The following is a 13208-nucleotide window of genomic DNA, read 5'->3' as shown; positions in this document are numbered from 1 at the left end:
GATTGCTGATTTGACTTTTTCGGTTTCAAAATCTCAGCACAATACCCGGATATTCAGCTCAATCGGGAACATGACTAATAGTATGAATAGACTGATAAAAATCCGTTCAAACAATGAGCTAACTTTCATTTCAATGAATCAGCTTTATAAATATGCATTAAAAAAGCCAGCTGTCACCAAAGCAACTGACTTTTAAGATTTGAACAAACAAAGTGTTTAAAACACCTGTTTAACCTGCGTAATGAATGCTGACCGACTTGATACGATTGCTTTCAATTTCAGTGACTTTGAACTGAACACCTTGATAATTTAACTCGGTACCCACTTCAACCGTACTGTTGGTTTTATCCAGAATCAAACCCGCCACACTGATATAACCAGCATCTTCATCAATCAGATCAATCATGCCAAGTTCCAGCTCAAGCTGATACAAGTCTAACATGCCCGATGCGATCCAGTGCGTATCATCCACTTTCACCAGATCCAGCTGTTCGTCTGCATCCGGGAATTCACCAGCAATTGCTTCAAATACATCCAGCGGTGAAATCAGACCCTGTACATTACCAAACTCGTCACTCACCAAGACCAAAGAACCTTTAGAAGTACGCAAGGTATTAATCGCGTCAATAACTTTCATCTTTTCAAAGATATAAATTGGGCGATGACGTTTAATCAGTGCTTTTAATTCTTCCGGCTCTTCCAGTACATCCAATAATTCTTTGGCACGTACTACGCTAATCACCTTATCTAGGCTACCGCGACATACCGGGAACAGACTGTGTGGAACAGACAGAATTTTTTCACGGATCTGTTCTGGGTTATCTTCTAGATCAACCCATGAAATCTGACCGCGCGGCGTCATGATCGAAGCAACTGAACGCTCTGCAAGGGTAAGCACCCCACCAATCATATAGCGTTCTTCATCTGCAAAGGTTTCTTGTGCCTCATTATTTTGACTGTCGGTCGTCTCTAGCTTGCCACCCATTAACTTCAGGATTGAGTCAGCCGTACGATGACGCAAAGGAATCTTAGATTCATGTTTAGCAGCATTACGCTGACCGAACTGGTTGAATGCTTCGATTATGATCGCAACACCAATACCTGAATAGATATAGCCTTTAGGAATATGGAAACCAAAACCTTCTGCAATCAGACTGATACCAATTAAAAGCAGGAAGCTTAAACACAGAATCACCACGGTTGGATGGCGGTTCACAAAGTTAGTCAATGGTTTCGATGCCAGTAGCATCACGCCCATTGCAACAATCATGGCAGCCATCATGACATAAATGTTGTCGACCATACCAATGGCGGTAATTACTGAATCTAAAGAGAAAACAGCATCTAAAACAACAATCTGTGCAACAACAGCAGTGAAACTTGCATATACCACATTGGTAGACACTGTGACTTCAGGTTTACCTTCAATCTTTTCATGCAGCTCAGTAACGGCCTTATACACCAGGAACAAGCCACCAAATAACAAGATCAGGTCCCGACCAGAGAAGGTCCAGTTAAACACAGTAATCAATGGTTGTGTCAAAGTGACCAACCAGGCAATGGCAAATAACAGGCCTAGACGCATGAATAATGCGAGAGACAAACCAATAACACGTGCTTTATCGCGTTGTTCAGGAGGAAGTTTTTCAGCCAGAATGGCAATGAAGACTAGGTTATCAATACCTAAAACAATTTCAAGAATAATAAGAGTAATTAAACCTACCCAGATTCCGGGATCTAATAAAAATTCCATTAGAGAATGACCCCGTTCGAGTAAGCTAGAAATAGAGATGGAAGATCAACGCACGGCGAGGGATCCATTAAAATTTAACCTATGCAACTTAAGACTATTCCATTATGCATAAACTGAGTATTTTGTAATGTATTAATTTACAAAAAAATTACATGATCATGATTTTATTGAGACTTTTATGATCAACTGATTGATGCTGAAACTGATTAATTTTAATTTTTTCTACATCATTTATTCGAATTGAATTAAAAATAAACAGAATTTAGTTTGATTAGACCATTACTTTTAAGGTCACTTAAAGATTAGAGCATAAACTATTTTTTTATTAAAAGAACAATCACTTAAAAATATAGCTGTAAATAATCATTTACTATATTGACTAAAACCACTCAATCACCCTATATTTCTTAAATCGATTAATTTATTGAAATACAATTATTTGCATTAAAACCTATTGAGACAGGCTGCTTAAGAACAATAAAAAGTCTTGGAAAACATTTCTACTCACGAAATACATAATGAGGAATTAAATTTATACAAAATATTATCGCCTTTCATCCGATTTTAAAGAACAGTCTCCGCGCCAGATAAGGCTCACATGCAGAACTGATCAACTCCTTGGGATGTTAAGCAAAACTAAAAGTGTTAGCGCTTTAACATTTTTAAAATAAAGGTTGAAATATGCATAAACTTTTTCATAAAATGAAAGGGCCCTAGAAAAATAAATACAAGGAACATTTCATGACTAAGAAATATGCAAAATTTTTGCCGTGTACGGAAGAATTTAATTTAGAAAACTTTCCATATTATTGGGTAACTCAGGTTCATGCTCAATACGTCGTTAATGTCGATCATGCACTAAAAAAGTATGGTGTTGACAATTCCCGCCGCCGCATCCTTCTTGCACTAAAAGCCAAACCGCATGCCAGTGTTTCTGATTTGTCAGAGATGGTTGTTTCTAAAATGTCGACCACGACTAAAATTGTCTACCGCTTAAAAGACGAAGGTCTGGTTGAAACCTATTCATGTGAGGATGACGCACGGATTACCCGAGTATTTTTGACCGACAAAGGCATGCAAATGACGCATAAGATCAATGATCTGACAAATGTGGTACTGGAACAGTCATTTGAAGGCCTGACGCCTTTGCAAATTGAAAAAACCATGGAAAGTTTACGTCATATTTTCAAAAATTTAGCTCGTTAAGAGACCTACTTTTTATTTTAAATAGACGCTGGCGAATTGGCGCATACTTTACAATAATAAATAATTCGCCAGAGCTTTCTAAAAATCAAAAAAGTTCAGTTGTGGACTGACTTTTTTGATTTTTTCTTTTGGTACATGTGAACATTCAAACTCTTCTACCGGAAAGCCCTCTACAAAGCTACGAATATCCGGATGCCTTAGCGTTAGCCATTCTTGCAGTCGCTGCTGTGGAATCACAATAACCGAGCGTTTGATATTACCCGGCTCATGAAACTCCTTCATCATGGGATGGTCAATTGCATCCATGGTAATCATACTGGCAGAGCGTACAATTTCACCTTGTACCCGAGCAATCTCATACACAGCTGCAATAAAAGTCGCCTGACCATCTTTAGGTCTTACACCCCAACGCTGCGGTTTATTGTCAAAATATTTGGACTCATAAAATTCTGATACCGGAATAACGCCAAAATGACATCTAGCAGTGGCCTCAGCAAAGGTGGGCTTTTGCAATAAAGTTTCATTTCTGGCGTTATAAGTCTTGGTGCCTATAGTTTTGTCTTCTGCCCATTTCGGAATAAGTCCAAAATTCACGGAACGCCATTCCAGTCCTTGAGCTGAATGAAATAAAAGCGGCGTAGCATAATTGGGATAGACCTCCTCTGGATATTCAAAAGGAATTTCTGGCAATCCCAGATTATGCAACTGTTCTAAGGTTAAAGGCTTAAAGTTGGCGCACATGGCTTATATATAAATCATTCGACCATAAGATTATAGCGTGATGCCAAGTCGAAGCCTGTCGTATTTCTATAGTTTTAGGCGCGTTGACTGTTATGAATTCGGTACAGTCAACCAATGTGTCCGGGTAAACTCCTCAAAAATCCAGCGACCATTAAAACGACCCAATCCTGAATTTTTCTCGCCGCCAAAGGGTGCGTTTGATTGGTCTGCAACACTAATGCCATTAATATGTGTCATACCAATATCCAGTTGTTCCGCAAACGCGCTGCCTCGCTCGATGTTTGAGGTACATACTGCACTGGACAAACCGAACTCGGTCGCATTGGCCAGATTTAAAGCATGTGCTTCATCCCGGGCTTTTAAAATAGGTAAAATCGGCCCAAAGCTTTCTTGCTGCGCTAAATCGGAATCTCCCGCGACATCAATAAAAATATGTGGATAAACCAGATTTCCTTCAATTCCCCCCTCATACACCAGTTGTGCGCCCTGCTCGCTGCCTGTTTGAATGATCTGTTGATGCTTTTTAACCTGACTCTGGTTAATGATCGGACCAATCACGGTATCTTCCAGATTTGGATCACCCACCGGAATCATTTTGATCCGATCCAGAAGCTTATCTACATAAGCATCATGAATAGAGGCATCGACAATGACCCGATTGGTACTCATGCAAATTTGTCCCTGATGCATAAAACGCCCCATCAGCGTCAGTTCAACTGCTAGATCAAGATTGGCATCATCCAGAATGACCAAAGGTGCATTGCCACCCAGTTCAAGTGCCAAACGCTTGATTCGGGAACTGGCCAAGGCTTTGCTACCGACACTTTTCCCCACTTCAGTCGAACCGGTAAATGAAATCATTTTCGGCACCGAATGCTCAACAAAATAATCCCCGATTTCACTACCAGCACCGGCAACAATATTCAGTGCACCTACAGGCAAACCTGCCTCTTCAAATAATTTACCAATTAAGGTGCCGCCAGTCACTGGTGTATCACTGGCTGGCTTCAGCACAACGGTATTACCACAGGCAATTGCAGTTGCCACTGAACGTAAGGATAAATGAAATGGAAAGTTCCATGGACTAATGACAGCAATCACGCCTAAGGGCTTGCGCAAAACCATACTTTTACGTGCCGGATCCTTACTTTCCAGCTGTTCTGTTTGGATCCAGTCTGGAAAAGCCAGACTTTCCTGAATGATGCCCAGAGCAGCATCCACCTCAACGCCGGCTTTAATGCGCGTACTGCCTGATTCAATAATGAGCCAGTCAATGATTTCGTCCCGACGCTGCTGAATGATCGCGATTAAATTTTGCAGCACTGTTTTACGTACTTCAATGGATTTCAAGCCCCCTTGCTGGAAAGCCTGCTCTGCTGCGGTATAAGCACTGTCGACATCGACAGAACTGGCAGCTGCCATGCTAAAAATTTCGCTCTGGGTATAGGGGTTGATATTTTTTATTGTTCTGGTTGAAGTACCGCCTTGCCACTTACCATGAATAAACTGCTGGTCTAAATTTTGATATACTGTTGTCATTTTATTGTTTCCTCACATGCTTTGCCCCACTTTAAGAGTTCGGCTGGAAAATTTCTAGTCAGAACGACAGCGGCTTACCATTAGACAATAAAAAAGCCTCCGAAGAGGCTTTTTTAAGCTAGACAGGATTAGTCACCTGTATAACCTTTTAACTTTAAACGCGCTGCGTGCAGAAGTGGCTCGGTATAACCTGATGGCTGCTCACCACCTTTGAAGATTAGGTCAGATGCTGCCTGGAATGCAATATTGTTGGCAAAGTCAGCAGACATTGGCGTATACAATGGATCATTAGCATTTTGCTCATCCACAATTTTCGCCATACGTTGCATGACTTCTTCTACCTGTTCACGACTTACGATACCGTGACGCAACCAGTTCGCAACATGTTGTGAAGAAATACGTAAAGTCGCACGGTCTTCCATTAAACCGACATCATTGATGTCTGGAACTTTAGAACAACCTACACCCAAATCTACCCAGCGAACCACATAACCTAAAATACCTTGACAGTTATTTTCGAGTTCTTTGGTTTTTTCTTCTTCAGACCAGTTAGTGTCTTTCGCCAATGGTGGTGTCAACAAATCATCTAGAGATAAAGGCTGAGTCGACAATAATTCTTGCTGACGGTCTGCAACATTAATCTGGTGATAGTGAATCGCGTGAATCACCGCACCTGTAGGTGATGGAACCCATGCACAGCTCGCACCCGCTTCAGGATGTTCAGTTTTGGTTTTGTACATGTCAAGCAGCATGTCTGGCTTTGGCCACATGCCTTTACCGATTTGTGCTTTACCACGTAAACCTGCTTGCAGACCAATCATCACGTTACGGTTTTCATAAGCCGGGAACCAGATTTGGCCTTTTACTTCGCCTTTACGAACGAATGGACCAGCTTCCATAAAGGTATGGATTTCATCGCCGGTACGGTCCATGAAACCTGTATTGATGAAGATCGTACGATCTTTGGCTTGTGCAATACAGTTCTTCAAGTTCACAGAAGTACGGCGTTCTTCATCCATAATCCCGATTTTTAAAGTTTTTGCAGGTAAGCCAAGTGCCTGTTCTGCACGTTCAAACAATTCAACGGCAAATGCCACTTCTTCAGGACCATGCATTTTCGGCTTAACGATATACATTGAACCTTGACGCGAGTTCTTGATCGTGTTTTCACCTTTGATGTCTGCAAAAGACAACAATGGCGTAACCAATGCATCCATGATGCCTTCATAGATTTCTGCGCCATCTACCAGAATCGCAGGGTTTGTCATTAAATGACCAACATTACGCAGCAACATCAATGAACGGCCGTGAACTTTAGTTTCACCACCTTCTACATTTTTGAAAGTACGGTCTTCATTCAGTTTACGGGTAACAGTTTTACCGTTTTTCTCAATAGACTCTTCTAAAGTACCTTTCATCAGGCCTAACCAGTTACGGTAGCCTTCTACTTTCTCTTCAGCATCAACAGCTGCAATCGAGTCTTCCAAGTCCTGAATGGTCGTAACCGCAGCTTCAAGAACTACATCTTTTACACCAGCGGCATCAGTTTGGCCAATCGGGCTGCTGGCATCAATTTGCACAATAGCGTGCAGACCATTATTTTTAAATACGATTTCAGTCGGTGCTGAAGCTTCGCCATTGTAGCCAACGAATTTAGCTGCATCTGCCACAGTTGTTTTTGAACCGTCTTTTAGGGTAACAACCAGTGCATTAGCTTCAACTGCGTATTGAGTTGCATCTGCATGCGAACCTTGTGCCAATGGGAAAGTTTCGTCGAGGAAATTCTTTGCAAATGCGACAACTTTTTCACCACGTTTCGGGTTATAGCCTTTGCCTTTTTCCGCGCCATCTTCTTCAGAGATGACATCGAAGCCATAAAGTGCATCGTACAAAGAACCCCAACGTGCGTTTGCAGCGTTCAAGCAGTAACGTGCATTACGTACTGGTACCACCAACTGTGGACCTGCCAGTATTGCAATTTCTTCATCTACATTTTCAGTGCTGATTTGAAAATCTTCTACTTCTGGTAACAAGTAGCCAATTTCAGTCAAGAAAGCTTTGTAAGCTTGTAATTCAAATGTGTTATTGCGGTGCCATTCATCAATTTTCGCCTGAATGTCATCACGCTTAGCCAAAAGTGCTTTATTTTTAGGGCTAAGATCAACAACGACTTGTTCAAAGTTTTTCCAGTATGTTTCGCTGTCTAAACCAGAACCTGGTAGTGCTTCATTTTCGATGAAATCGTAAAGTTCTTTAGCAATCGCTAACTTGCCTTTTTGAATACGTGCAGTCATTGTCTTTCCTGATATTGCTACTTTTTATACAAGAGATTCTAGTATACCGATTAAAATCTAGCTGAATAGTATTATCACATTGCTAAATACTGAGCATTTTTTCTAATATGAATACCCTCATAAACATATTTGATCTTTCTCAGTTACAAATAGATATCATTCTGCTAAATACCCTAATGACAGTGTATAAAGTTTTCGAAATGTAGAAATTAGACTTAAGTTCAGATTTTCGAGTAAAAATTATGCATTCTAGTTATACACGATCACATTTAGACCAAGATTAAGCCATGTTTAATCAGGCTTGTCGATAATTTAAGTCCCTATTTTTATAAAAAAAGCGCTGGTAAATGACCAGCGCTTTTATTCTTAGTCTCCTTTCACGGAGGCGATTTTCTCAATCTGGCGATGTTCAGAATTCAGGTATTCATCCGACTGCATTTCCAGCAAACGGGAACGGGTCCGTTCAATTTCAAAGGCCAGTTTTTCACCCTGGTAAATATCCACGATATTATCTTCTGAGGTTAAGAGTAACTTGACGCCACGGTCATAAAATTCATCTACCAGATAAATAAAACGGCGCGTTCCATCATTCAGGAAATCGGTCAGGTGTGGCACATTACTCACCAAAACCGTATTATAAATATTGGCGATTTCAATAAAATCAGCCGGACTGCGTGGCTTTAAACACAGTTCAGAAAATTCACACCACAATACATCTTCAGTATGTGACACGGTTTCAACAATACGGTTGTTGATAATAATCGGCTCTTCAGAACAGGTCTGAGTCTGGGTCAAAGCGCTAAAACGTTGAGCAATCCAGTTTTTATGATCATGCGTTAACGGGAATTTAAACAATTGTGCCTGTTTTAGAACCCGTAGACGGTAATCGACTCCGGCATCAACATTTAAGACCACACAGTTTTTCTTGACCAGTTCGATGGTAGGCATAAAACGGTCACGGTGAATGCCGTTCTTATATAAACCGTCCGGTGCGATATTCGAAGTAGCGACCAAGGTGATACCACGTTCAAACAGCTTCTGGAACAGATCGCTCAGGATCATTGCATCCGTCACGTTAGACACAAAAAATTCATCAAAACAGATGATGACCGCTTCTTTATAAATTCGATCCGCCACGATATCTAGCGGATTACGCTGTCCGGATAATTTGTTTAACTCACGATGCACATGCTGCATAAAATGGTGAAAATGCATCCGGGTTTTACGGCGAAACGGAATCGAATCGTAAAACTGATCCATTAACCAAGTTTTTCCACGCCCCACACCACCCCACATGTACACCCCTTTCGGAGATGTCTGACGGCGAAAGCGGCGAAATGCTTTTTTCGATGCCTTAAAACGCTGAATCAATTCCAGCCAGACACGATTCAGTTCATGTACTGCCATTGCCTGTGCTTCATCAGGCATAAACTGTCCCGAAGAGATCGCTTGTGCATAACGTTCTGCAGGAGAAATCGGACTAAAAGCGGTGCTGTGCTGTGAATTAAAATCGGACATAGAATTTCGTACTATTTGGGATCAATTTAATTATAGCGGAGTTTAATCAACACGCTATAACACTTTGGCATAAACTAACTTAGGCTATTTTATATATTGCCGAGGACTTTGCCCAAACCAGCGTTTAAAGGCATGGTTAAAAGCGGCCGGCTCGGAATAGCCTAATAATTCTGCAATCATTTCAATCGAATACTGTTTATATTCAATCAGTCGCAAAGCCTTATCTTTAATAATTTCTTCGCGAATCTGCTTATAACTGGTATCACACTGCTGTAACTGATGCCGCAAGGTTCGTTCCGGAATATTCAACGCCTGTGCCGTTTCAGCCATGCTCGGCATCAGGCCGCTTTGGATTTCCAGATAATCCTGCACACGCTGCACCACAGTCGGCGTCTGCTCATCCTGTTGCAAACGCTCCAGTTCAGCCAGACACTTGGCTTCATAGACAGCAAAAGTGACCGCATCTGCAGAAGGAATTTTAATATCCAACACTGCTTCATCAAACCAGAATGCTGCCCGAGATGCATCAAACTGTACCTGTGTTCCATAATAATCATGATAGACCTTTAAGGTATTCAGATCTTCTGGATAGGCAAATGGCAACTCGATCCGCAAATCAGGTTTGGATAAGCCCATCAATTTGTAGATTTCCCGGATAAACTTAAACGTTCCGGAAATCTCTGCCTGTGCCAGCAACATTCTCAAATGATCATCCTGCTGCTTGGCTCGATAACATAGCGCGCTATGATGCTCGCTTTGCTGCAAGGCCAACTGACCGGTCAAATGCGTCAACTGCTGAAAACGGATCACCTGATTCAATGCATCACGTACCGTAGGACTGGTCACCAGCAACATGAGTAAGGGACCATAACCTGCCAAAGCATAATGCTGGCCAATCAATAATCCCTGTTCAGGTTGGATTTCCTGTCCCACCACCTTAAGCACATCATGTTCCAGACTCGGATGGATCACCGAGCTTGGATCAAAGGCATCTACACGCAGCCCAATGTTTTGCAGTTTCTGATCGACCTGCATGCCAGCCTTGCGCATTCCTTGAATCAAATACATCAGACTGAGAACATAACGTTTCATAACCATACAAATACAATGTGATTATTCTAGTTGTACTATAAAAATAATGTGTCGGCTATTGCCGTTTAGATCAATTTTCTATCTAATCATCAAGGAGCGAATTACGATAAATATCCAACATTAAAATAAGTAAGGAATGTACTGATGCTAGATTATGCCACCGCTACACGTTCCCATCCCCATACTAAAGTTGCCATTATTGGAGCTGGTTTCGGAGGGATTGCCATGGCAATACGTTTACAACAGCATGGTATTTATGATTTTATTATTCTTGAAAAAGGTAGCGATTTTGGCGGAACCTGGCGGGACAATCAGTACCCTGGAGCAGCCTGTGATGTGCAATCACATTTATATTCCTTGTCATTTGTACCGAAAAGCAATTGGTCCAAACGTTATGCGGAAGCACCCGAGATATTTTCTTACATTCAGGATCTGGTGACCGATTATAACCTGCGTGCTTTTTGCCGTTTAAATACCGAAGTAATGGCAGCACATTACCAGGCAGAACGCTGTCTATGGCAATTACAGCTACAGGATCAAAGTATCCTTGAAGCCCAGTTTGTTATATTCGCTTCCGGACCTTTACATATTCCGCAAATCCCAGATATTCTCGGTATTGAGAAATTCCAAGGCAAAGTCTTTCATTCTGCGCAATGGGATCACGCTTATGATCTGACTGACAAAAATGTCGCATCGATTGGGACGGGTGGCAGTGCCATTCAATATATTCCGGAAATTGCCCCACAATGTAAACATCTGTATGTCATGCAACGTACTGCGGCCTGGGTCATTCCTCGTGATGAACGTACCTACCCCGACCTTGAGAAGAAACTCTTCAAAAAATATGACTGGTTTAGAAAGCTACACCGTGCCCGCCTGTATTGGTCAAATGAATCGCGTGTCGTACCGATTGTCAAACCGGGCATTATGAAATTCACCCAAAAACTGGCAGAACTATTCATTAAATATGAGGTCAAAAACCCTGAATTGGCCAAAAAACTAACTCCCGATTACATCATGGGCTGCAAACGTATTCTGGTTTCAAATAAATACTTCCCGACGTTTAACCGCCATAATGTGGAACTGGTGACCGAGAAGATTCAGGAACTGACTGAACACAGTATCATTACACAAGATGGAAAAGAGCGGCCGATTGACTGTTTGATTTATGGCACCGGATTCATTACCGATCCACGTATCTATATGAAGAATTTTCAATGTACCGGGCTTGATGGCGTAGAACTGAATGAAATGTGGAAACAAGGTGCTGAAAGCTATTATGGAATTTGCGTGAAAGACTTTCCAAACCTGTTTCAGTTACTGGGGCCAAATACCCTATTGGCACACAACTCTGTCATTTTTATGATTGAGGCACAAGTTGAATATATTTTGCAATTGATGCAACTGGTCGATCAATCCCAAAGCGATGCCATTATGGTTAAAGACCAGGCACAAGATACATTTAATCAGCAGGTGCAACATATGTTTGAAAAGACCGTGTGGCAATCTGGCTGTGTCAACTGGTATCAGCAGGAAGGTGGCAAGAACTTTGCCTTATGGCCAACTTATACCTGGAAATACTGGCTCAAAACCAAAAAGCCAAATGCCAAATGCCAAATGCCAAATGCCAAATGCCAAATGCCAAATGCCAAATGCCAAATGCCAAATGCCACAGATTATCGATTATTGAATAAAGTCGCCTAAAAGCTTTTACCATCTGACATCAAGCGGTGGCATAATTTATAGGTAATTTTTTCAATCCATTAAATTTATGCAATCGCTTTGGCTTATCTTTCAGCTTCTATTCTGTCTAGCACTCGGTTTTGCCATGGCAAAACAAATTCCGCTTTCGATTATTAAAATCTGTTTCAAGCTATTGCCCTATTTTAGCTATGTTTTATTGATTGCAATTGCCTTTGAATTTTCACAATTGGTAGATGAATTGCAGCATCCTCTCCAGATTTTGAGTACGTCGATCAGCATTGCCTTTCTGACCTCGCTCGGTGCTTTTGCATTTTGCTATCTACTATTTAAATGGGCAGGTTATCCTCCTAGTTCCGGTCGGGTATCCGTCGACCTGGTGCTTAAATCCCTACTGAACATGAGCTATGCCTTTTTGGCTCTCGCAGGCGGATATTGTTTACATACGGGCTTGAATCTATTTGATCTATCCTTGCAAATCAGCACCTGGCATTTGTTGCTGGTATTTATGTTCATGATTGGCCTGGATCTGGCTTATTCACCTTTAGATCGTTCCTGGTTAAATTTTAAAATTCTCTTAGTTCCGATTGGTTGTATTTTTGGTTCATTATTTGCAGTCATGCTTTATTCATTCTGGAATACAGACATCAGTCTAAAAGATTTGATCATGCTGTCACAAGGCTATGGATTTTACTCAATGTCAGGTGTTGTCGTAACAGAACTCAGAAATGCAGAACTCGGCAGTATCGCGCTAATGAATGACCTGTTTAGAGAAATTTTTGCCATCTTACTCATGTATTGTATGGGCTGGAGATACCCAAGATCCGCCATTTCCGCAGCGGGTGCAACTGCGATGGATGTGACTCTACCGATGGTTAAACAGGCCTGTGGGCATGATTTTATTCCACATGCCATGGTCAGTGGTTTTATTTTGTCACTGTTAGCACCAGTCATGGTGAGTGTACTGGCAGCGATTTAATTACTTTATCACTTTCTCAATCTCACTAAATTCCTCTTTTATAAAGAGGAACTCTCCTCCCTGATTCAGTTTAAAAGCAGAATTTTAAAACGAAGCACAAGCAAGTAGGCCGAGAGGGCTGACTAAAAACTTAAATCAATATCACTTAAGGCATCGCCTACTGTTTCAATAACATCCGAAGCAAGACTGATGGCATCAGATGCCAAACTGACCACATCGATCCCCGCTGTCCGATCTGCTGAGCTTGCCTGCTGTTGTTGCTATTCTTGTTGCTTAAGCTGTTCTGCCTGTTGAATATTTTGAATCACGTCATTCTGTACTTTTTCTAATTGTGGTTCAGATGAAGTCATCATTTTTCCTTTTTATTTTATAACCATTTTTTCAA

Annotated in this window: 9 protein-coding genes; 3 read left to right on the top strand and 6 right to left on the bottom strand. The window is 41.4% G+C overall.

Features of this window, described 5'->3' with window-relative positions:
- Positions 1-229 precede the first annotated feature (229 nt).
- Positions 230-1753 (bottom strand): TerC family protein, encoded by a 1524-nt coding sequence (locus tag NI462_RS01305; RefSeq protein WP_005263323.1) that lies wholly within the window; start codon positions 1751-1753, stop codon positions 230-232.
- Between the two features lie 741 nt (positions 1754-2494).
- Here NI462_RS01305 and NI462_RS01300 point away from each other — a divergent pair.
- The gene (locus NI462_RS01300; RefSeq protein ID WP_004278843.1) at positions 2495-2959 is read left to right on the top strand and encodes a MarR family winged helix-turn-helix transcriptional regulator; all 465 of its coding nucleotides are present in this window, start codon (positions 2495-2497) and stop codon (positions 2957-2959) included.
- Positions 2960-3037: 78 nt separating this feature from the next.
- Here NI462_RS01300 and NI462_RS01295 read toward each other — a convergent pair whose 3' ends face one another.
- The 5 genes from NI462_RS01295 to NI462_RS01275 form a co-directional block, all read right to left on the bottom strand.
- Positions 3038-3700: an SOS response-associated peptidase family protein gene (locus tag NI462_RS01295; RefSeq protein ID WP_253158791.1), complete on the bottom strand. Its 663-nt coding sequence runs from the start codon at positions 3698-3700 to the stop codon at positions 3038-3040.
- A 90-nt stretch (positions 3701-3790) separates the two neighbouring features.
- Positions 3791-5239 carry an aldehyde dehydrogenase family protein gene (locus NI462_RS01290; RefSeq protein WP_253158789.1) on the bottom strand — a complete coding sequence of 483 codons (1449 nt, stop codon included), beginning with the start codon at positions 5237-5239 and terminating at the stop codon, positions 3791-3793.
- 128 nt (positions 5240-5367) lie between these two features.
- On the bottom strand, positions 5368-7533 hold the full coding sequence (locus NI462_RS01285; RefSeq protein ID WP_004278846.1) for a malate synthase G: 2166 nt from the start codon (positions 7531-7533) through the stop codon (positions 5368-5370).
- A 366-nt stretch (positions 7534-7899) separates the two neighbouring features.
- A complete protein-coding gene (gene zapE / locus NI462_RS01280; protein WP_253158786.1) occupies positions 7900-9051 on the bottom strand; it encodes a cell division protein ZapE in 1152 nt (383 codons plus the stop codon).
- Between the two features lie 84 nt (positions 9052-9135).
- Positions 9136-10143 (bottom strand): helix-turn-helix domain-containing protein, encoded by a 1008-nt coding sequence (locus tag NI462_RS01275; protein WP_253158784.1) that lies wholly within the window; start codon positions 10141-10143, stop codon positions 9136-9138.
- A 144-nt stretch (positions 10144-10287) separates the two neighbouring features.
- Here NI462_RS01275 and NI462_RS01270 point away from each other — a divergent pair, with 144 nt between their 5' ends.
- Together NI462_RS01270 and NI462_RS01265 are read left to right on the top strand one after the other, a co-directional pair.
- Positions 10288-11847, top strand: coding sequence for a flavin-containing monooxygenase (locus tag NI462_RS01270; RefSeq protein WP_253158782.1), 1560 nt, complete (start codon positions 10288-10290; stop codon positions 11845-11847).
- 67 nt (positions 11848-11914) lie between these two features.
- Complete coding sequence (locus tag NI462_RS01265; RefSeq protein WP_253158780.1) at positions 11915-12823, top strand: LysO family transporter; 909 nt, start codon at positions 11915-11917, stop codon at positions 12821-12823.
- Positions 12824-13208 lie beyond the last annotated feature (385 nt).

It is taken from the genome of Acinetobacter lwoffii, from assembly GCF_024129715.1.
Taxonomy (GTDB): Bacteria; Pseudomonadota; Gammaproteobacteria; order Pseudomonadales; family Moraxellaceae; genus Acinetobacter; species Acinetobacter lwoffii_U.
This window is presented reverse-complemented; position numbering and strand designations above follow the sequence as displayed.